The following is a 22,089-nucleotide window of genomic DNA, read 5'->3' on the forward strand; positions in this document are numbered from 1 at the left end:
CCCGCTCAGTGAGCGGGGTTTTTTATTTGCGTTGCACAGGCGGTCGCCAGGGTCGAGGCGGGCTTTAGGGAAGCCAACAGTTTGGCTTCACTCCGCCTTGACGCCGCGCGCTCTGCGAGCGGCCGGACAAGACGGCCTGCTGTCGCCTCATCGCCCGCACTAATGTAGTTCACCGCATCCGAATTCAACACCTCACTGCTCTTAAAATTCAAAACGGGCGCCCACAAGGGACGCCCCTACAAACACTGGACCCCTGCCCCAAAATCATCCAATCGCACCAAAATAATTCATCGATATGCACCAATCTGATACATCTAAATCATTGATTAATTTCACTTATTCATCAAAGTAAATTCAGTGGTAAAACCAGCTGCCTTATGTTTTTATAATGCTGTATTCATTTGGGGGCTGTTATGTCTTACATTAAAAATTTATCCATAAAACAAAAACTATTAATAGCGGTAGGCGGCTCGGTCGCCGTACTTTTGGTGCTCTCAGCACTTTTTACAGTGAACCATTTAAGCCAACTGACACGCCAGCAAGTTCAAGCAGAGGTTGATTCATTAGTGACTACTGAGTCGGTGAATATAGGCAAATTCTTTGCTGAGTACGCTCAGGTTGCCCGTACTTTTCTCGAAGCGCCGCAGTTTCAGGCCTGGTTTCAGAATTATCCTGGCCGTAACGCAGAATTGAACTCAGTGCCTGGTTATCAGGACATCAATAACAGTTTTATTAAGATCAGTGAGCGTGATCCCAATATATTGTCGGCTTTTTTTGCACTGGATCGCAGTGCTGAATACTTCAGGGAAAATTCCAGAACAGGTGTAGACAAAGAAGGGCCGGATGCAGGGGATATCAGCAAAGGTTATTTTGCAACCCAACGTCCCTGGTACAAGTTAAGCCTTGAACACAATAAGTTTTTTGTTGGCTCGCCTTCTGCAGACTTCACCACTGGTATTGTGTCCGCAGTGGTAGAGGGGCCTGTTTATTTACCTGATGGCACTTTATTGGGGGTAGGTGGTCTGGATCTGCATTTGGATAAGCTTGGCGAACAAGTAGAACGCATCCGTTATCAGGGCGAAGGTTTACCATTTTTGCTTGATAGCGTGGGCCAGGTGGTTCATTTCTCTAAAGCGGCAGGTCTTGAAATTAAAGCCAATGATCCGCTGGACCTGTTAGATAAAAATATCGCCGCTACAGAGGGTTTTAGCGCTTTGGCACAGGCGGCCAAAGATCAAAAGTCTGGGTTTGCCAAAGTCAGTTTGTCAGGCAAAAGTTATTATGTGTCGTATCAGCCTGTCAGTCTGGAGTTTCCAAAAATGAACTGGTTGGTCGGCTTATTAATTCCGGCAGAGCTGATTGAAGCTCCTGTGCAAAAAGCCACTGGTTGGGCATTATTTGCAACCTTGCTGATGCTGGCTGTTATTACGCTGGTTGTTGTACTGACCACACAACGTATTATTCGGCCTCTATCAGATTTAACCGAGGCTATGAAAGACATCGCCAGCGGTGAAGGTGATTTAACCCGCACTCTGGCTATTCAAAGTTCAGATGAAGTTGCGGTTCTGGCCCAACATTTTAATACCTTTATCAGTAAGTTAAGACACTCCTTGCAACGTACCTCAGAGCAGTCCGCTTTGGTGCATCAATCCAGCCAAAAATTAAGTAAAGTGGCAGGTCAGACGGACTCTGAAATTCAGAGTAACAAACTACAAATAGACGCCGTTTCTGCCGCAGTGACTGAAATGTCGGCCACAGTACAGGAAATCAGTCACAACGCGCAGCAAACCAGTTCAGCTGCATCACAAGCTCAGCAACGAGGTGTTGAAGGAGCCGAGTTATCTCAGGCTGCAGTGAAGGATATGGGGATCTTGGCTGGTACTATGACCGAAGCTGTTGAAGTGGTGATTGGGTTAGCGAAAGAATCTGAAAATATCGGTGCCGTTGTTGATGTAATTAAGGCTATAGCGGATCAAACCAATTTACTGGCGCTTAATGCAGCTATTGAAGCAGCAAGGGCTGGTGAGCAAGGTCGTGGTTTTGCAGTGGTTGCTGATGAAGTTCGTTCTCTGGCTGGTAGAACCAGTGAAAGCACCGGTCATATCCGCACTATGGTAGAAAAGCTGCAGGCTATTGCTAAAGATGCTGAAACGAAAATGCAACAAGGGCGCGAGCAAACTCAGTTAAGCTCTGAACGCGCAACATCGATGCAAAGCGCATTGGTTGCTATAGGACAGGCCATTGAAGTAGTACAGCAACAAAGTGCAGCTATTGCAGTTGCAACGCAGCAACAAGGAGTTGTGGCAGAGGATATTAATTTAAATATTCATCACATTACGCAATTGATAGATAGCACGGCGTCTCATACCACTGAGTTGAATACAGAGTCTAATTTGTTGAATCAGGCTGCACAGCAACTGAAAACTATCACCGGTCAGTTTAAACTACACTAAACGAAAACAAAAAGGCCACAGCGCTCAGTAGCTGTGGCCTTTATCATTGTTACAATCAATGCCTTATTGCTTTAAAAACTCAGCAGAAAGTTTTAACTCGTCATTTAAATTCACGCCTACACCACGGCTGATGATGTTCTGTGCTATTTCTTTGGCTTCTTCCAGAGAATGCATCTGAGCTGTACCACATTGATAAATATTCAACTCGGGGATTTCAGACTGGTTTTGTACTGTCAGTACATCGGCCATAGCTGCTTGCCATGCTGCGGCTACACGCTGCTCGTCTGGTGTACCAATCAGGCTCATATAAAAACCTGTACGGCAACCCATAGGGGAAATGTCGATGATTTCTACGCCATCACCATTTAAATGATCACGCATAAAACCTGCGAATAAATGCTCCAGTGTATGAATACCTTTTTCTGACAGTATTTCTTCGTTAGGCACGCAAAAACGTAAATCAAATACAGTGATGTCATCACCTTTGGGTGTATTCATTTTTTTTGCCACACGTACAGCAGGTGCTTTCATAATGGTGTGGTCAACGGTAAAGCTGTCTAATAAAGGCATGGTTTCTCTCTCTGTTCAGGCTCTGTGTGCAAGCAATTGAACAGGATTATACGCCGCAATTGCTTTTTGGGTTAAATGCTTTTCTGTTCTATAAGCAGAGTTTCAGCGCTAAAAAGTGGCTGAACCTGCCTTTTCGCTCATTTATCGCACAAACGATAAATTTTTTTAAAAAAATAACCTTGAATCGAATAGGGGTAAACCCCATTAATCATTCAAGACAATTTTAATTGTACAGATTAATAAGCGGAGAGTAGTTATGGGTAGAATTATTGGTATTGACTTAGGTACAACAAACAGCTGTGTGGCTATTTTAGATGGCGACCAGCCACGCGTTCTTGAAAACGCTGAAGGTACCAGAACCACTCCTTCCATCATCGCTTATGCCGAAGACGGCGAAGTATTAGTTGGCCAGCCAGCCAAACGTCAGGCTGTGACTAACCCTAAAAATACTTTGTTCGCAATTAAGCGTTTGATTGGTCGTCGTTTTGAAGATGCTGAAGTTCAGCGTGACATCAAAATCATGCCTTACCAGATTGTTAAGGCTGATAATGGTGACGCTTGGGTTGAAGTTAAAGGCAAAAAATTAGCTGCACCACAGATTTCTGCTGAAGTGCTGAAAAAAATGAAGAAAACTGCTGAAGATTACCTGGGCGAGCCAGTAACTGAAGCTGTAATCACTGTTCCTGCTTATTTCAACGATGCACAGCGTCAGGCGACTAAAGATGCCGGCCGTATCGCAGGTTTAGAAGTAAGACGTATCATCAATGAGCCTACAGCAGCAGCTCTGGCTTATGGTATGGATAAGAAAAAAGGCGATACCAAAGTTGCAGTCTATGACTTAGGTGGTGGTACTTTCGATATCTCTATCATTGAAATCGACGATGTAGATGGCGAACAGACGTTTGAAGTATTAGCAACCAACGGTGACACTCACTTAGGTGGCGAAGACTTTGACTCTCGTGTGATCAACTACTTAGTCGACGAGTTCAAAAAAGAGCAGGGCATTGACCTGCGTAACGATCCACTGGCGATGCAGCGTTTAAAAGAAGCGGGCGAAAAAGCCAAGATCGAATTGTCTTCTGCTTCTCAGACTGAAGTGAACCTGCCGTATATCACTGCAGATGCCACTGGTCCTAAGCACTTAAACATCAAAGTAACCCGCGCTAAGCTGGAATCTTTGGTAGACGATTTAATTCAGCGTACCATTGAGCCGCTTAAACAGGCATTAAAAGATGCTGACCTGTCTGTAGGTGATATCAACGATATCATCCTGGTGGGTGGTCAGACTCGTATGCCTAAAGTTCAGGAAGCTGTTACCGCCTTCTTCGGTAAAGAGCCACGTAAAGACGTGAACCCTGACGAAGCTGTGGCTGTAGGTGCTGCAATTCAGGGCGCTGTATTGTCAGGTGATGTAACAGACGTTCTGTTATTAGACGTAACTCCATTGTCTTTAGGTATCGAGACTATGGGTAGCGTGATGACAGCCTTGATTGAGAAGAACACCACTATCCCAACCAAGAAGTCACAAACGTTCTCCACAGCGGATGACAACCAGTCTGCTGTAACTATCCATGTGCTGCAAGGTGAGCGTAAACAAGCCTCTGCTAACAAGTCACTGGGTCAGTTTAACTTAGAAGGTATTCGTCCGGGCCGCCGTGGCGAGCCACAAATCGAAGTGACCTTCGATTTAGACGCCGACGGTATTTTACATGTGTCAGCTAAAGATAAAGACACAGGTAAAGAGCAGAAGATCACCATCAAAGCTTCTTCAGGCTTAACAGATGAAGAAGTGGAACGTATGGTGCGTGACGCTGAACTGAATGCGGAAGAAGACAAAAAGTTTGAAGAGTTAGTACAAACCCGTAACCAGGCTGATGCTTTAGTGCATGCAACGCGTAAGCAAATTGAAGAAGCAGGTAACGATTTAGCCACTAACGACAAGCAAGAAATTGAAGCTGCTGTTGCTGCGCTGGAAACTGCCATCAAAGCAAACGATAAAGCAGAGATCGAAGCCAAAACTCAGGCTCTGATCCAGGCATCTCAGAAACTGTCTGAAGTAGCTCAGGCGAAAGCGCAACAAGGTGGCGCTGAACCTCAAGCTCGTAATGCTGCTGGTGATGACGTCGTTGACGCTGAGTTCGAAGAAGTAAAAGACAACAAATAATCATTGTGTCTGTGGGGTCGCGTCTTTAAGATGCGCCCCATACCAGAGTTAATTTGAGCGGCCGCCTTGTGCGGTCGCTCCTCTATTAAGATGAGTTGTTATGTCGAAGCGTGATTATTACGAAGTGCTTGGCGTCGAAAAAGGCGCTGACGATAAAGAAATCAAAAAGGCCTATAAACGGCTCGCCATGAAATATCACCCGGATCGTACTCAGGGTGATAAGGCCATGGAAGAGAAGTTTAAAGAAGTGCAAGAAGCCTATGAGATCCTGTCGGATGACCAGAAGCGCGCTGCGTATGATAACTATGGTCACGCTGGTGTGGATCCAAACCGTGGTGGCGGTGGTGGTGGTGCCGACTTTAACGACATCTTCGGTGATGTGTTTGGTGATATCTTTGGTGGTGGCCGGCGTGGCGGCGGACAATCCCGTGCTCAACGTGGTTCTGACTTACGTTACAACCTGGAGTTAAATCTCGAGGACGCGGTACGGGGTAAGTCGGTCGAAATTAAAGTGCCAACCTGGGTGTCCTGTGATGTCTGTGATGGTTCAGGCGCGAAAAAAGGCACTCAAGCCAAGAACTGTCCAACCTGTCATGGTGCTGGCCAGGTGACTATGCGTCAGGGCTTTTTTGCTGTGCAGCAAACCTGTCCTACCTGTAGTGGCCGCGGTAAAATTATCCCGGATCCATGTACTAAATGTCATGGCGATGGTCGCGTAGAAAAAACCAAAACACTGTCGGTGAAAATTCCTGCAGGCGTTGATACAGGTGACCGTATCCGTTTAGCTGGTGAAGGTGAAGCAGGCCAGTTTGGCGCGCCGGCTGGTGATTTGTATGTTCAGGTTCATGTCAAAGATCACCCTATCTTTGTGCGTGACGGCAACAACCTGTATTGCGACGTGCCTATTAGCTTCAGTACTGCAGCTTTGGGCGGTGAAATTGATGTGCCGACTTTAGATGGTCGGGTCAAACTGAAGATCCCGGCTGAAACTCAAACTGAAAAGATGTTCCGTCTGCGTGGTAAGGGTGTACAGTCGGTTCGTGGTGGCGGTGTCGGCGATTTAGTTTGCAAAGTAGTGGTGGAAACTCCTGTCAACTTAAGCGATAAGCAAAAAGACTTATTGCGCCAGTTGGACGAAAGCTGGGGGGGCGACAGTGAAGCGAAACACAGACCTAAGTCTAAAGGCTTTTTTGATGGTGTGAAGAAGTTTTTTGATGATTTAACCGGCTAGGCTATTTGCCTATATGAGCTGAAAGAAAACCACCTACTGGTGGTTTTCTTTTTTCAGATACAGCAGAATGAATGAACTTATTTGAGTTTTGATAGTTCTATTAGCTGCTGTTTTCAGTACGAAAAGAAGGATCAGTTGATGCGTACTAAGTTAGTTCTCCCTATGTTAATTGCCACAGTGCTGCTTGCAAGCTGCGCTCATTCACCTACTGGTCGCCGCCAACTGATGTTATTTGATGATCAAAAGCTCAGCGCTATGGGTATTCAGACTTTTGAAGGGATGAAGGCAGAAACTCCGAACAGTAAAAATAAAAAAGTGAATCAGTATGTACAGTGTGTGGCAAATAACCTGCTCAAACACACCGATGCCAAATGGCAAAAAACGCCCTGGGAAATAGTGGTATTTGAAGATGATCAGGTGAACGCCTTTGCTTTACCAGGCGGCAAAATGGGCGTGTATACCGGACTGTTGTTAGTGGCTGATAACCAGTCACAACTTGCTGCTGTGATAGGCCATGAAATTGCCCATGTCATGGCAGGACATAGCAACGAGCGTTTATCCAGTGATCAGTTTATTTCTACTGCCCTTACAGTTGCTGACAGCGCCATGACGGTGGCAGGTTCGCCTTATCAGCAACAAATGCGCACCGCTTTTGGTTTAGGCGCTCAGGTGGGTATAGCTCTGCCGTTTAGCAGAGCTCATGAAACAGAAGCCGATATTATGGGGCTGGAGCTGATGGCTAAGTCAGGTTTTGTACCCACGGAAGCTGTTAAGTTATGGCAGAACATGGCGGCTAAAGGCAGTGGTTCCACTCCACAGCTGTTATCCAGCCACCCGGTGCCGGATAACAGAATTAAAGAGCTGAACAAACATATGGCGGTAGCTGAAAGTTATTATCAGCAGCGCCGAAGTCAGGGCGCTTTGCCTAATTGTAATAAAGCTTAACATTCAAATAACCAGGCCAACTTAAGGCTGGCCTGGTTATTACATTTTGCTGTCCTGCAAAATGCCTGTCCAGGCCATCGTCGCTGCGCTCCGATGTTAAAAATCGCTCCGATCGATTTTTTACATTTTGCTGTCCTGCAAAATGCCTGTCCAGGCCATCGTCGCTGCGCTCCGATGTTAAAAATCGCTCCGATCGATTTTTTACATTTTGCTGTCCTGCAAAATGCCTGTCCAGGTCATCGTCGCTGCGCTCCGACGTTAAAAATCGCTCCTGACGCTTTTTTCCAGCATAATTCTTGCTATGGCAAAAACTGCGAGTATTAGGCAGTAGTAGCTGTTCGTTACCACATCCCATGGCGATATGCCAAAACTAGCACCCAATAACAGCGCCTGAGCGCCATAAGGCACTAAGCCTTGTGCAATACAGGCAAACACATCCAATAAACTGGCACTGCGTTTAGGCGTGATTTTGTGATGCACAGCTATATCTTTACTGACTTCACCCACTACGACTATGGCTACAGTGTTATTGGCAATACACAAGTTACTGACAAAAGCCAAAGCGCCAATCGCCAGTTGCTGTGCTTTATTACCAGCCTGTTTCAGCTTTAAAGCCAAAGCTGTGACATGGCTGGATAAATACTGCAAACCACCTTGTTGCTTGACAAACTCACCCAAAGCGCCGACCAGCATCGACAACAGGAAAATTTCCTGCATAGAGCCAAAACCTTTGTAAATATCTTTGCCCAGATTGGCCAATTGATAGTCGGTAACTAAAGCGCCTTGTAAAGCTGCTAACACTATTCCCAGCAGCAGTACTACGAACACATTCATACCGGCCACGGCCAGCACCAGAATGGCCGCATAGGGTAATACACCTGTCCAGCTAAACTCTTTGACTGCCACTTCGGTCTGGCTTTGCGCTAAAAAAGCAAACAAAGCTAAAGTCACCAGTGCAGCAGGCAAAGCTATTTTCAGGTTTTCTCTGAATTTATCTTTCATCTCCGCACCCTGAGTGCGGGTAGATGCTATGGTGGTGTCAGAAATAATCGACAGGTTATCGCCAAAAATCGCACCACTTAGCAGCACGCCTGCTACTAAAGCCGGATCCAGCTGTGCCTGGCTACTTAAACCTACCGCAATAGGAGCCAAAGCACCTATTGTTCCCATCGAAGTACCCATGGCTGTTGCGATTAAGGCTGAAATAACAAATAAGCCCGGCAATAAAAATTGTGCAGGCACAATCGTCAAACCTGCATTAACCACTGCGTCTACACCACCTGTCGCCTGAGCTACAGTAGCGAAAGCACCAGCCAGCAAAAAAATAAAACACATGGTAATGATATTGCTGTTGCCTGCGCCTTTTACCAATACCTCAATAGATTCATTGAGTGGCGCTTTATATAGCCAAATTGCCAATACCAAAGCAGGGATAATTGCCACAGGCCCTGGCAGCTGATAGAAAGCGTAGTCAACGCCCTGCGACTGCAGGTATAACCCTGTGCCAAGAAACAGCGCAACAAAGAGCAGCAACGGCAGCAAAGATAAACGAGCTTGCTGTTTTTGCGATAACGTCATGAGTTTTCCTCTAAACCTGTAAGGTTTTAAAATTTTCTGGAATATAGAGACGTCCAGAAGTCCTGTCAAATATTAAAGCTGACTAAGCTATAGCCAAATTAATAAAAATGATTGCTTCAGATCACAAGTTTCATAACAAACGAGAAGCTTCAAAGGCTTAAAATCAGCCTAACTGAATTCAGACATTTTGCCTACGGCAGAAGAAAAAGCCAAAAGCAGCTTGAACTTAAAGTGGTTCAGGCCCATATAAACAACTCAATTAAGTTTTATACACTGGAGCTTTTATGTTTAATTTTTCTTACCAGAACCCGACCCGTATTGTGTTTGGCGATGGTCAAATTAGCCAACTGGGAAAGTTGATCCCAGCAGGCAGTAAAGTACTGCTGACTTATGGCGGCGGCTCCATTAAACAAAACGGCGTGTATCAACAAGTTATTGATGCTTTAAAAGGCCATAGCTACGTTGAGTTCTCGGGTATAGAACCTAATCCTAGTTATGAAACTTTAAGTAAGGCTGTGGCTTTGGTAAAAGCAGAAAAAATTGATTTTATTCTGGCTGTAGGAGGCGGGTCAGTAGTAGATGGCAGTAAATACATAGCAGCAGCTGCACTGTTGGAGCAGGACGGCTGGGCAATTTTAGAAAATAAGGTACGTATTAAAGCTGCATTGCCTTTAGGTTGTGTGCTGACTTTGCCAGCAACTGGCACTGAAAGTAATGCGAACGCTGTTATTACCCGTCAGAGCACTCAGCAAAAGCTGGCCTTTTCACATCCTTCGGTTTATCCGCTGTTTGCGGTTCTTGACCCAAAAGTTACTTACAGCTTGCCAGCTAAACAAATTTCTAACGGTGTAGTCGACGCTTTTGTCCATGTAATGGAGCAGTACCTGACCTACCCGGTCAACGCTGCAGTGCAGGACAGATTTGCTGAATCCTTATTACAGGTGTTGATTGAAGAAGGACCCAAAGCCTTAAACGAACCAGAAAACTACGATATCAGAGCCAATGTAATGTGGGCGGCCACTATGGCGCTCAATGGCCTGATTGGTGTAGGTGTACCACAAGATTGGGCCACACACGGCTTAGGTCACCAATTAACAGCTTTATATGGATTGGACCATGCTCAAACGCTGGCCATAGTGCTGCCAGCTTTAATGCAGCAACAACGCGCAACTAAGCGTGAGAAGTTATTGCAGTATGCCAGCAGAGTCTGGGGCTTGCAGCAGCAGGATCCTGAGCGTCAGATTGATGAAGTCATTAGTCATACTCGCGCATTCTTTGAGCAAATGGGCGTTCCAACTCGTTTAACAGCTTATGGCTTGCCTGCTTCTTCTGTAGACGAGCTAATGACCAAAGTGATGGACCAGGGCATGGATAAGCTCGGTGAGCATGGCGATATCGATTACAGTGCCAGCCGCGCCATTTTTACCGCAGCGGTTTAACAGAGCGGGCAGTTTGGGGTTGCATATCCATCCAGACTGCCGTTTAATAGCGCCCGTATCAAACTAGCCACACAGGAATAACAGATGAGTACAGTAGGTATTTTAGGTGCCAATGGCCGTATGGGCAGAGCTTTAGTCAGTGTCGCTAAAGAACAGCAATTGCCCATTACTGCTGCTACTGTGCGTGCAGGTTCAGCTTTAACAGGTATGGATGCAGGTGAACTGGCCGGTTGTGGCAAATTGAATCTGCCTTTTACTGAAACTTCTATAGCTGCTTTAGATTCAGCCGACATCTGGATTGATTTCACTATGCCCGAAGCCATGCTACAGCATCTGGAACTGGCGGTGCAGGCAAAAAAAGCCTTGGTCATTGGTGTGACGGGTTTAACTGATGCGCAATATGCTGCAGTGCAACAGGCGGCGAAATATATTCCTATCGTCTGGGCGCCGAATATGAGTGTGGGTGTGAACTTACTACTGCATCTGGTTCAAACTGCAGCTAAGGTGATGGGCCAGACGGCTGATATAGAAATTATCGAAGCCCACCACAGATTTAAAAAAGACGCACCTTCTGGCACAGCTATGGCGATAGGTCACCAGATCGCCAAAGCTTTGGATCGTAATCTGGCCGATGTCGCTGTGTATGGCCGTGAAGGTATAACGGGAGAGCGCGATAAAAAGACTATAGGTTTTGCCACAGTCAGGGGCGGAGACATTATAGGCGATCACACAGCTCTTTTTGCGGACCTTGGAGAACGACTGGAAATTACCCATAAAGCTTCCAGTCGCAGTACCTTTGCTCAAGGAGCGTGGCGTGCAGCGATTTGGTTGCAAAATAAACAGCCAGGACTTTATTCTATGCAACAAGTGCTGGGTTTGGCCGACTTAGCTTAAGTTTTTGAGCAATATGTTATAAAATTGCGATCAAAGCGTCATTTTTATAAAATTTCAAAAAAGAGTTAGACCAAACAGCCGAAATCGCCTAGAATAGCAAGGTTTGCCTAAGCAAACATGGATTCAAAAATTCTGGGTCAAAACGGGTGGTGAACAACAATGTTTTTCCCCCGTTTTCTGCTGTTTGGAGGTTATTTTGACTAAGTCCGCCCTGCTCGTACTGGAAGACGGCACCGTATTTCGCGGTACAGCCATTGGCGCTGAAGGTATTTCTGTTGGAGAGGTGGTATTTAATACCTCGATGACCGGGTATCAGGAAATCCTCACGGATCCTTCCTATGCTGAACAAATCGTCACTCTGACATATCCTCATATTGGAAATACCGGCACTAACGATGAAGATGAGGAATCCGATAAAATTTGGGCCAAAGGCCTGATTATCCGTGACCTTCCTTTGTTAGCCAGCAATTTCCGTAATCAAGCCTCTCTTAGTCACTATCTTAGCTCCCGTAATATTTTAGGCATAGCCGACATCGATACCCGTAAGCTGACCCGTATTCTGCGTGATAAAGGCGCACAAAACGGCTGCTTAATGGCGGGTGACAACTTAGATGAAAACAAAGCTTTAGAGCTGGCTCGGGCTTTCCCAGGTTTATCCGGCATGGATTTAGCTAAAGAAGTTTCAGTAAAAGAGTCCTATCAATGGACTGAAGGTAGCTGGGCTTTAGGCAAGGGGTTTGCTAAACCAGATAATTCAGCCTTTCATGTCGTTGCCTACGATTTTGGTGTGAAACGTAATATTTTACGTATGTTGGTTGACCGCGGTTGTCGTTTAACTGTAGTTCCGGCTCAAACACCGGCCGAGCAGGTATTAGCACTGAACCCTGACGGTATATTTTTATCCAATGGTCCTGGCGATCCGGCTCCTTGCGATTACGCTATTCAAGCCATCGAAACTTTCCTGACCACTGATATTCCTGTGTTTGGTATTTGTTTAGGTCACCAGTTATTGGCGTTAGCCAGCGGCGCTAAGACGATCAAAATGACAGTGGGTCACCATGGTGGTAACCATCCAGTGAAAAATCTGGATACAAACAAGGTGTTAATCACAGCACAGAACCACGGTTTTGCCGTCGAAGAAGCCACCTTACCTGCCAATTTACGTGCGACTCACAAGTCGTTATTTGATGGTACTTTGCAGGGCATTCATCGCACCGACAAACCAGCCTTCAGCTTCCAGGGCCACCCTGAAGCCAGCCCTGGTCCACACGAAGCCAGTGAATTGTTTGACCACTTTATCGAATTGATGCAACAGCGTCAGGCTTAATTGAGATAAGAGAGACAGAGAATAGCTATGCCAAAACGTACCGATCTTAAAAGTATTCTTATCCTCGGCGCCGGTCCTATTGTGATTGGTCAGGCCTGTGAGTTCGATTATTCAGGTGCTCAAGCCTGTAAAGCATTAAAAGAAGAGGGTTACCGCGTCATTCTGGTGAACTCTAACCCTGCCACTATCATGACAGATCCTGAAATGGCCGATGCGACCTACATCGAGCCTATTCACTGGCAAGTGGTGGAGAAAATCATTGAAAAAGAACGTCCATGTGCAGTGCTACCAACCATGGGCGGTCAGACCGCATTAAACTGTGCGCTGGATTTAGAGCGTCACGGGGTGCTGGCAAAATACAATGTCGAAATGATTGGCGCTACTGCTGATGCCATCGACAAAGCCGAAGACCGTGGCCGTTTCGATAAAGCCATGCGTTCTATTGGTCTGTCTTGCCCACGAGCAGGTTTTGCCCACTCTATGGAAGAAGCTTACGGCGTACTGGAAACTATTGGTTTCCCTTGCATCATCCGTCCATCTTTCACTATGGGTGGTTCAGGTGGTGGTATTGCTTACAATCGCGAAGAATTTGAAGAAATCTGTACCCGTGGTCTGGATTTATCGCCGACTAAAGAGTTGTTGATTGATGAATCGCTAATCGGCTGGAAAGAATACGAGATGGAAGTGGTTCGTGATAAAAACGACAACTGCATCATCGTCTGTTCTATCGAAAACTTCGACCCTATGGGTGTGCATACAGGTGATTCTATTACTGTAGCGCCAGCTCAGACCTTAACGGATAAAGAATACCAAATCATGCGTAACGCCTCCTTGGCGGTACTGCGTGAAATTGGTGTGGAAACCGGTGGTTCAAACGTACAGTTTGGTATCAATCCAGAAGATGGCCGTATGGTGATCATCGAGATGAACCCACGTGTATCACGCTCTTCAGCTTTAGCCTCTAAAGCAACAGGTTTCCCTATTGCGAAAGTGGCGGCTAAGCTGGCTTGTGGTTATACGCTGGACGAACTGGCAAACGATATTACTGGTGGTAAAACACCGGCTTCGTTTGAGCCAAGCATCGACTACGTAGTGACCAAAGTTCCACGTTTTAACTTTGAAAAATTTGCTGGTGCCAATGACCGCTTAACCACTCAGATGAAGTCTGTCGGTGAAGTGATGGCCATTGGCCGTAACCAGCAAGAATCGCTGCAAAAAGCTTTACGTGGTCTGGAAATTGGTGTCTGTGGTTTAGACCCAATTATTGATATCCATGCACCTGAAGCAAAAGAAAAAATCATTCGTGAACTGCGTGAACCTGGTTCACACCGCATTTGGTACATTGCCGATGCCTTCCGTATGGGCATGAGCATGGATGAAATCTATGCGCTGACCAAAATCGATCACTGGTTCCTGGTTCAGATTGAAGATTTACTGAAAGAAGAAGCAGCAGTGCAGGCCGCTGGTTTTGCCGGTTTAGATGAAAGCCGCTTAAAAGTATTAAAACGTAAAGGTTTTGCTGACAAACGTCTGGCCGATTTATTAGGTGTAGCGGAAAGCGAAGTGCGTAAAAAGCGTCACAGCTTTGGCTTGCACCCTGTGTACAAACGTGTGGATACCTGTGCGGCAGAGTTTTCTTCAAACACTGCTTATATGTACAGCACATACGACGAAGAATGTGAAGCTGCACCAACCAATCGTGACAAGATCATGATTATCGGTGGCGGTCCAAACCGCATAGGTCAGGGTATTGAGTTTGACTACTGCTGTGTGCACGCTGCTCTAGCCTTACGTGAAGACGGTTACGAGACCATTATGGTCAACTGTAACCCTGAGACTGTATCAACTGACTACGACACTTCAGACCGTCTGTACTTCGAATCTATTACGCTGGAAGACGTACTGGAAATAGTCCGTAAAGAACAGCCTAAAGGCGTTATTGTTCAGTACGGCGGCCAGACACCATTAAAATTAGCCCGTGCATTAGAAGCGAACGGAGTGCCAATTATTGGTACCTCACCAGATGCGATTGACCGTGCTGAAGACCGTGAGCGTTTCCAGCAGGCGGTAGAACGTTTAGGTTTAAAACAACCGCAAAATGCTACAGTGACAAGCCTGGAAGAAGCCATTGCTAAAGCCCCAAGCATTGGCTATCCAATGGTAGTGCGTCCGTCTTATGTATTAGGTGGCCGCGCTATGGAAATCGTCTATGACGATATCGACTTACGTCGTTATATGACTGAAGCGGTCAGCGTGTCGAACGATTCTCCGGTGCTGTTGGACCGTTTCCTGGATGACGCCATTGAAGTGGATATAGACGCCATTTGTGACGGTAAAGAAGTCATCATTGGCGGCATTATGGAACACATTGAACAAGCTGGCGTGCACTCAGGTGACTCTGCTTGTTCTTTGCCACCACATAGCTTATCTGTTGATGTACAGGACAGAATGCGCGAGCAGGTGAAAAAACTGGCGCTGGAGCTGGGTGTGGTCGGTTTAATGAACACTCAGTTTGCTGTGAAAGATAACGAAATTTATCTGATTGAAGTGAATCCTCGTGCTGCCCGTACTGTGCCTTTTGTCTCAAAAGCTACAGGTATGGCTGTTGCTAAAGTCGGTGCCCGCTGTATGGCTGGTCAGTCTTTAGCATCCCAGGGTATTACCAAAGAAATCATTCCGCCTTATTTCTCTGTAAAAGAAGTGGTAATTCCCTTTAACAAATTCCCTGGTGTAGATCCTATCCTCGGCCCTGAAATGCGTTCAACAGGCGAAGTGATGGGGGTGGGTGATACCTTCGCTGAAGCTTTTGCTAAAGCAGAGTTAGGTGCAGGCACAGTGATCCCTACAGGTGGTCGTGCTTTACTTTCAGTGCGTGACAGCGATAAAGTGCGCGTTGTTGAATTAGCCAGAACTATGGTTGAGCTGGGTTTCGAGCTGGATGCGACTGGCGGTACAGCTAAAGCTTTAATTGCAGCAGGCATTGAATGCCGGACTGTCAGTAAAGTATTTGAAGGCCGCCCGCATATTCTGGACCGAATCAAAAATGGCGAATACAGCTATATCGTTAACACCACTGAAGGTCGTCAGGCTATTGAAGACTCTAAGGTGTTAAGACGTGGCGCGCTGCAACATAAAGCCAACTACACCACAACTTTAAATGCAGCTTTTGCAACCTGTAAAGCCAATGCAGCCAATGCATTTGCTACAGTTGCATCAGTGCAGGAACTACATAAGAGAGTATACGGATGAGTCAGATCCCTATGACTGTTGAAGGGGCTCAGCGTTTGCGGGATGAATTGCACGAGCTGAAAACCGTGAAACGTCCGGCTATCGTTACAGCTATTGCTGAAGCGCGTGCCCATGGTGATTTAAAAGAGAATGCGGAATATCATGCTGCTCGCGAACAGCAGGGTTTTTGTGAAGGTCGTATTCAGGATATTGAGGCTAAGTTATCTAACGCACAGATCATCGATATCACAAAGCTGCCTAATAACGGCAAAGTAATTTTTGGTGCTACTGTGACTATTCTGAATCTGGATACGGAAGAAGAAGTCACTTACCGTATCGTCGGTGACGATGAAGCTGATATTAAAAACTTCAGGATTTCGGTGAATTCTCCGATAGCCCGTGGTTTAATTGGTAAATCAGAAGAAGATGTAGTCACCATCAATACCCCCGCTGGTATGGTGGAGTTTGAGATCACCCAGGTGCAGTATGTGTAAACTGCGCTAATGAAGAAGGCGGCTTTAGCCGCCTTCTTTGTCTCCGGGAATAGAGTGTAAATGCAAAGACGCCAAACAAAAGCTTATCAACTTCAATTACTGGACCAGGTGTTATGGGTTCAGGCCTTTGGAGTGTCTTCTTTGTTAGGTACTGAAGAGTACATCAGAGATTTTCGCGCTCTTGCTTCGTCTGTATTCAATCAGCCTTGGGCCGTAGTGTTGGATATCCGACAGTGGCAAGCAAGCCCGGCTCAGTCATTGGATTTACTCAGGCAAAATTCTAAATGGGCTTTTGCACAGAATCTGCATCATGTGGAATTGTTGCTGCCCGGGGATGAGATGCTTGCCTGGCAATATTTAAAAGCTACTGAAGTGGAAAAACCCACTTATCTGACTAAACATATTGCAGAAGATGAAGAATCGGCCCGCTTGTATTTGCAGGCCGCAGGTTACTTAAAAAGCGCAGATTAGCCCTTTGGAATATGTAACTTTTTCTCTTTAGCGGCGCGGTATACAACCAAAATATGGCCAATAACCTGCACTTTTTGTGCTTTGGCTTCGCGCACTATAGCGTCCATAATGGCAATCTTTTCTTCGCGATCTATGCTTGGAACTTTGACTTTGATCAGTTCATGGTGCTCTAACGCCAAATCAATTTCGGCCATCACTCCCTCAGTTAATCCGTTACCACCCAGCAGAATGGTTGGCTTTAACTCGTGTGCTTTGGCTTTTAAAAACTGTTTTTGTTTATTACTAAGGTTCATATGTGTAGATTTTCCGTGTTGGAAAGCTTGAAATTACACTATTGTACCGCCATCTTGTGATGAAGACTATTTAAGAGTACTCAGATGACAAAGAAAAAACGTTCCGCCAGCTCTTCTCGCTGGTTACAGGAACACGTAAGCGACCCTTTTGTGCAGAAAGCGCAAAAATTAGGGTTAAGATCCAGAGCTGCTTTTAAGCTGGATGAAATTCAGGACAAGGATAAACTGATCAAAACAGGCATGACAGTCGTAGATCTAGGGTCTGCGCCAGGCAGTTGGTCTGCTCGGGCTGCTGAACTGGTGGGCCAATCAGGGTGCGTAGTGGCTTGCGATATTTTGCCTATGGATCCTCTGGCCGGTGTTGCTTTCTTACAAGGTGACTTCCGGGAAGAGGCCGTGTTAAATGCTTTGTTAGAGCGTATTGGTGGCCGTAATGTAGATGTAGTTTTGTCTGATATGGCGCCAAATATGAGCGGTAACAGCACAGTGGATCAAGCCAGAAGTATGTATCTGGTGGAACTTGCGCTGGAAATGTGTAACAACGTATTGAAGAAAAATGGCAGTTTTGTGGTCAAAGTATTTCATGGTGAAGGCTTCGAACCCTTTGTGCAGCAGGTTCGCAGCGTATTCACTACGGTACGAGTTCGTAAACCGGATTCTTCCAGAGCACGGTCTAGTGAGACATATATCGTAGCGACAGGCTTTAAAGTCTAGTAAAGTAGCGTTAGTTTCATTTGGAATGTAACTGTTTTCGTAACTGTTTTCGTAACTGAGAGGTTCTCACCTTGAGTGACATGGCAAAAAATCTCATCGTATGGCTGGTTATCGCCGTTGTATTGATGTCGGTATTTAATAGTTTTGGCCCTGCTGATAAGGCAGATAAGCAAATGAGTTATACCCAATTTCTGAAGGAAGCCAGTCAGGGCCAGATCCGAGAGGTGAAGGAACAGAAAGGCGTGATCACTGGTATAAAACGTTCAGGTGAGCGTTTCGAGACTGTGATCCCAACGGGCTATGATCCAAAACTGATCGATGACATGTACAAAAATGACATCACATTCTCTGGCACTGCACCGGAAAACCCAAGCATGCTAGGACAGATTTTTATTTCCTGGTTCCCTATGCTGTTACTGATAGGCGTCTGGATTTTCTTTATGCGCCAGATGCAAGGCGGTGGTGGCAAAGGCGCTATGTCCTTTGGTAAGAGCCGTGCCCGCTTAATGGGTGAAGATCAAATCAAAACTACTTTTGCAGACGTTGCAGGTTGTGACGAAGCCAAAGAAGAAGTGACTGAGCTAGTGGATTATTTAAAAGATCCATCACGTTTCCAGAAGCTTGGCGGCAAAATTCCAAAAGGTATTTTAATGGTCGGCCCACCAGGTACAGGTAAAACCCTCTTAGCTAAAGCTATAGCGGGTGAAGCTAAAGTGCCATTTTTCGCGATTTCAGGTTCTGACTTTGTTGAAATGTTTGTCGGTGTTGGTGCCAGCCGTGTGCGTGATATGTTCGAGCAGGCCAAAAAGGCAGCTCCTTGCATTATCTTTATCGATGAAATTGATGCTGTTGGCCGTCAGCGTGGTGCAGGTTTAGGTGGTGGTCACGATGAACGTGAGCAAACCTTAAACCAGATGCTGGTGGAAATGGATGGTTTTGATGGTAACGAAGGGATCATCATTATCGCCGCAACCAACAGACCAGATGTATTGGACGCTGCGTTGTTAAGACCAGGCCGTTTTGACCGTCAGGTGGTCGTAGGTTTGCCTGATGTGCGTGGTCGTGAGCAAATTCTGAAAGTGCATATGCGCAAAGTGCCGTTAGGTGACGATGTAAAAGCCAGCGTCATCGCTCGGGGGACACCAGGATTCTCTGGTGCAGATTTAGCCAACCTGGTGAACGAAGCTGCATTGTTTGCTGCCCGTGGTAACAACCGTGTCGTTGGTATGGAAGAGTTTGAAAAAGCTAAAGACAAAATCATGATGGGGGCTGAGCGCCGTTCCATGGTAATGTCTGAAGCTGAAAAAGAAATGACTGCGTATCACGAAGCAGGGCACGCTATTGTAGGTTGTTTGGTGCCTGAGCACGACCCAGTGCATAAAGTCACTATCATTCCTCGTGGCCGTGCTTTAGGTGTGACTTTTTTCCTACCAGAGGCCGATGCCATCAGTATCAGTCGTCGTAAACTGGAAAGTAAAATTTCAGTGGCATACGGTGGTCGTTTGGCTGAAGAATTGATTTACGGTACAGACTCCGTATCAACAGGCGCCTCTCAGGATATCAAGTACGCTACGTCGATTGCGCGTAACATGGTGACTCAGTGGGGCTTCTCGGACAAATTAGGTCCGCTGTTGTATGCTGAAGAAGAGGGTGAAGTATTCCTCGGCCGCAGTATGGGCAAAGCGAAGAATATGTCTGACGAAACTGCTAGCATTATCGACAGTGAAATCAAAGCTATTATCGATCGTAACTACACCAGAGCAAAAACCATGATCGAAGAAAACATGGATATTTTGCATGCGATGAAAGATGCGTTGATGTTGTACGAAACTATAGATTCAAAACAAATTGATGACTTGATGAATCGGCGCACAGTTCGTCAGCCAGAAAATTGGGAACCAAAGGATAAGAGTAAAGGTTCCAACAGCGATGATACTAAGCCTGTTGACGCAGTAAATCCGTCAGAGCCATCCGCAGAAAACCCTCTGTAAAAAAATGTCTGACTTGTCAAACCCCGGGAAATCCCGGGGTTTTGCTTTGTGCAGAATGAAGGAGTATGTTTATGTTGTTGCAATTGCCCCGTTGTCGCCATTTGGATTTATCCAGACCAAAAGTGATGGGGATTTTAAATATTACCCCCGATTCTTTCTCTGATGGTGGTCGCTTTGTTGGTAAAGCTGCTGCGGTCGCAGAAGCCCGCGCTATGCTTGCTGCTGGTGCTGCGATTTTAGATATTGGCGGCGAGTCTACAAGGCCAGGAGCAGAAGAAGTACCGATACAGCAAGAGCTCGACAGGGTCATACCTGTGATCGAGGCTATTCGATCTGAGCTGGATTGTATTATTTCCGTTGATACATGCAAAGCTCAGGTTATGAAAGAAGCTATAGCCGCTGGTGCTGATCTTATTAATGATATTAGGGCATTGTTAGCTCCAGAAGCTCTCAGCGTTGCCGCTGCTGCCAAAGTGCCTGTTTGCCTTATGCATATGCAAGGACAACCAAGGACTATGCAGCATGCCCCTGTTTATCAGGATGTAGTCAAAGAAGTTTGTGACTTTCTGACGCAAAGAGCAGAAGTTTGTATTGAGGCAGGTATAGCAAAAAGTCAGATTATTCTGGACCCGGGTTTTGGTTTTGGCAAAAGCTTACAACATAACTATCAGTTGTTAAGCCAGCTTTCAGAGGTATTGCGGTTAAATTACCCTGTCCTTGTAGGAATGTCGCGTAAATCAATGATTGGTCAGTTATTAGATGTTCCTCCTGGGGATCGTTTGGCAGGTAGTTTGGCCTGTGCCACAATAGCTACTATCAAAGGTGCACATATTATCCGTGTGCATGATGTAAAAGAAACTGTGCAGGCTGTGGCTGTTACTTCAGCCACCTTATTTGGAGTAGATCATGTCTAGGAAGTATTTTGGCACTGATGGTGTGCGTGGCAAAGTGGGTGAGTTTCCAATTACGCCTGAATTTGCAATGAAGTTAGGTTGGGCCGCTGGTCGGGTTTTATCTCAGCGTGGTACCAAAAAAGTTCTGATTGGGAAAGACACCCGCATCTCTGGTTATTTATTAGAAACTGCATTAGAAGCTGGTTTAGTAGCAGCCGGTGTCGATGTGCGCCTATTGGGCCCAATGCCAACGCCTGCAGTTTCTTACCTGACCCGTACTTTCCGTGCTGAGGCTGGTATTGTCATCAGCGCATCGCACAATCCTTATTACGACAACGGTATCAAGTTTTTCTCAGCGGACGGCACTAAGTTACCTGATGATGTCGAGTTGGCTATTGAAGAAGCGATGGAACAGCCCATGGTTTGCGAGTCCTCGGAACGTTTAGGCAAAGCAATGCGTATTGATGACGCTGCAGGTCGCTACATCGAATTTTGTAAAAGTCATATGCCAAATCATTTGTCGTTAAATGGTTTAAAAGTGGTTTTGGATTGTGCTCATGGTGCTACTTACCATATAGCCCCAAATGTATTTCGTGAGCTGGGTGCTGATGTTCAGGCTATTGGGGTTAGTCCGAATGGCTTGAATATCAATGATCACTGTGGTGCAACTCATACTGATCTGTTACAGAAAACTGTGGTTGAAATCGGAGCTGACCTAGGTATTGCCTATGACGGTGATGGTGATCGGGTGATGATGGTTGATCATACTGGCCGAGTTATAGACGGTGACGAGATTGTTTATATTATTGCCCGCAACGCTCAAAAATTAAATAAGCTGCAGGGCGGAGTCGTGGGTACTTTGATGAGCAATATGGGATTAGAGCTGGCCTTGGCCGAGTTAAACATCCCCTTTGCCCGCTCTAATGTCGGCGATCGTTATGTAATGGAAATGCTGACACAGAAAAACTGGCGTATTGGTGGTGAAAACTCAGGTCATGTATTGAATTTAGATCATGCAGGAACTGGCGACGGTATCATTGCTTCGATTCAGGTGCTGACGGCTATGCTGGAAGCGAAATTATCGCTCGCTGACTTGGCTCAGGGCATGACAAAAATGCCCCAAGTGCTGGTCAATGTGAAATTCGAGAAAGGCACAGCGCCTCTGGATAATTTACACGTCAAGAAAGTGATACAGCAGGTGGAGCAGGATTTAAAAGGGCAAGGTCGCGTTTTGATCAGAAAATCCGGTACTGAGCCATTAATTCGTGTAATGGTTGAAGGAAGAGTACAAGATGAAGTACGGTTATTTGCCCAAAAAATAGCCGAAGCAGTGAGGGTCGCTAGTTAAAGAATGCTAATTTAGTCGTCAAGTCTTGTGTGAGCGGGTGAGGTTGGTTACTATCT

General features: G+C 46.0%; 17 protein-coding genes. 14 read left to right on the forward strand and 3 right to left on the reverse strand.

The features are described from left to right. The first annotated feature begins 413 nt into the window (after positions 1 to 413). Entirely contained in the window at positions 414 to 2,453 is a 2,040-nt protein-coding gene (locus tag EMM73_RS17925) for a methyl-accepting chemotaxis protein (RefSeq protein ID WP_127688175.1), read from the forward strand. A 63-nt stretch (positions 2,454 to 2,516) separates the two neighbouring features. Here EMM73_RS17925 and luxS read toward each other — a convergent pair whose 3' ends face one another. Beyond that, positions 2,517 to 3,023, reverse strand: coding sequence for an S-ribosylhomocysteine lyase (gene luxS, locus EMM73_RS17930; protein WP_127688176.1), 507 nt, complete (start codon positions 3,021 to 3,023; stop codon positions 2,517 to 2,519). Between the two features lie 256 nt (positions 3,024 to 3,279). Here luxS and dnaK point away from each other — a divergent pair, with 256 nt between their 5' ends. The 3 genes from dnaK (at position 3,280) to EMM73_RS17945 (ending at position 7,363) form a co-directional block, all read left to right on the forward strand. Continuing rightward, positions 3,280 to 5,187, forward strand: coding sequence for a molecular chaperone DnaK (gene dnaK / locus EMM73_RS17935; protein ID WP_127688177.1), 1,908 nt, complete (start codon positions 3,280 to 3,282; stop codon positions 5,185 to 5,187). 100 nt (positions 5,188 to 5,287) lie between these two features. Then, positions 5,288 to 6,418, forward strand: coding sequence for a molecular chaperone DnaJ (gene dnaJ / locus EMM73_RS17940; RefSeq protein WP_127688178.1), 1,131 nt, complete (start codon positions 5,288 to 5,290; stop codon positions 6,416 to 6,418). Positions 6,419 to 6,556: 138 nt separating this feature from the next. Next, positions 6,557 to 7,363 carry a M48 family metallopeptidase gene (locus EMM73_RS17945; RefSeq protein ID WP_127688179.1) on the forward strand — a complete coding sequence of 269 codons (807 nt, stop codon included), beginning with the start codon at positions 6,557 to 6,559 and terminating at the stop codon, positions 7,361 to 7,363. A gap of 258 nt (positions 7,364 to 7,621) precedes the next feature. On the opposite strand, the gene EMM73_RS17950 is transcribed toward EMM73_RS17945, so the two are convergent. Next, positions 7,622 to 8,941: a Na+/H+ antiporter NhaC family protein gene (locus tag EMM73_RS17950; protein WP_127688180.1), complete on the reverse strand. Its 1,320-nt coding sequence runs from the start codon at positions 8,939 to 8,941 to the stop codon at positions 7,622 to 7,624. Positions 8,942 to 9,225: 284 nt separating this feature from the next. On the opposite strand from EMM73_RS17950, the gene EMM73_RS17955 reads away from it, so the two are divergent. The 6 genes from EMM73_RS17955 to EMM73_RS17980 all read left to right on the forward strand — a co-directional run bounded on the left by EMM73_RS17955 (position 9,226) and on the right by EMM73_RS17980 (position 16,794). Then, the gene (locus EMM73_RS17955) at positions 9,226 to 10,380 is read left to right on the forward strand and encodes an iron-containing alcohol dehydrogenase (RefSeq protein WP_127688181.1); all 1,155 of its coding nucleotides are present in this window, start codon (positions 9,226 to 9,228) and stop codon (positions 10,378 to 10,380) included. 84 nt (positions 10,381 to 10,464) lie between these two features. Next, complete coding sequence (gene dapB / locus EMM73_RS17960; RefSeq protein ID WP_127688182.1) at positions 10,465 to 11,274, forward strand: 4-hydroxy-tetrahydrodipicolinate reductase; 810 nt, start codon at positions 10,465 to 10,467, stop codon at positions 11,272 to 11,274. Between the two features lie 196 nt (positions 11,275 to 11,470). Beyond that, the gene (carA, locus tag EMM73_RS17965; RefSeq protein ID WP_127688183.1) at positions 11,471 to 12,601 is read left to right on the forward strand and encodes a glutamine-hydrolyzing carbamoyl-phosphate synthase small subunit; all 1,131 of its coding nucleotides are present in this window, start codon (positions 11,471 to 11,473) and stop codon (positions 12,599 to 12,601) included. A gap of 27 nt (positions 12,602 to 12,628) precedes the next feature. After that, positions 12,629 to 15,850, forward strand: a complete 3,222-nt coding sequence (gene carB / locus EMM73_RS17970) for a carbamoyl-phosphate synthase large subunit (protein WP_127688184.1) — start codon at positions 12,629 to 12,631, stop codon at positions 15,848 to 15,850. Next, positions 15,847 to 16,323, forward strand: a complete 477-nt coding sequence (greA, locus tag EMM73_RS17975) for a transcription elongation factor GreA (protein WP_127688185.1) — start codon at positions 15,847 to 15,849, stop codon at positions 16,321 to 16,323. Before carB ends, greA begins: the two co-directional genes overlap by 4 nt. Positions 16,324 to 16,383: 60 nt before the next feature. Further along, a complete protein-coding gene (locus EMM73_RS17980; RefSeq protein ID WP_127688186.1) occupies positions 16,384 to 16,794 on the forward strand; it encodes a hypothetical protein in 411 nt (136 codons plus the stop codon). On the opposite strand, the gene yhbY is transcribed toward EMM73_RS17980, so the two are convergent. Further along, positions 16,791 to 17,087 (reverse strand): ribosome assembly RNA-binding protein YhbY, encoded by a 297-nt coding sequence (gene yhbY / locus EMM73_RS17985; protein ID WP_127688187.1) that lies wholly within the window; start codon positions 17,085 to 17,087, stop codon positions 16,791 to 16,793. The two genes, EMM73_RS17980 and yhbY, sit on opposite strands and share 4 nt — an antisense overlap. Before the next feature lie 84 nt (positions 17,088 to 17,171). On the opposite strand from yhbY, the gene rlmE reads away from it, so the two are divergent. The 4 genes from rlmE to glmM all read left to right on the forward strand — a co-directional run bounded on the left by rlmE (position 17,172) and on the right by glmM (position 22,033). Then, complete coding sequence (rlmE, locus tag EMM73_RS17990; RefSeq protein ID WP_127688188.1) at positions 17,172 to 17,801, forward strand: 23S rRNA (uridine(2552)-2'-O)-methyltransferase RlmE; 630 nt, start codon at positions 17,172 to 17,174, stop codon at positions 17,799 to 17,801. 80 nt (positions 17,802 to 17,881) lie between these two features. After that, complete coding sequence (gene ftsH, locus EMM73_RS17995; protein WP_186435288.1) at positions 17,882 to 19,792, forward strand: ATP-dependent zinc metalloprotease FtsH; 1,911 nt, start codon at positions 17,882 to 17,884, stop codon at positions 19,790 to 19,792. Between the two features lie 71 nt (positions 19,793 to 19,863). Beyond that, entirely contained in the window at positions 19,864 to 20,706 is an 843-nt protein-coding gene (gene folP / locus EMM73_RS18000; RefSeq protein WP_127688190.1) for a dihydropteroate synthase, read from the forward strand. Further along, positions 20,699 to 22,033 (forward strand): phosphoglucosamine mutase, encoded by a 1,335-nt coding sequence (gene glmM / locus EMM73_RS18005; RefSeq protein WP_127688191.1) that lies wholly within the window; start codon positions 20,699 to 20,701, stop codon positions 22,031 to 22,033. The genes folP and glmM overlap by 8 nt, the downstream gene beginning before the upstream one ends. Positions 22,034 to 22,089 lie beyond the last annotated feature (56 nt).

This window comes from Rheinheimera sediminis (assembly GCF_004005375.1).
Taxonomy (GTDB): Bacteria; Pseudomonadota; Gammaproteobacteria; order Enterobacterales; family Alteromonadaceae; genus Pararheinheimera.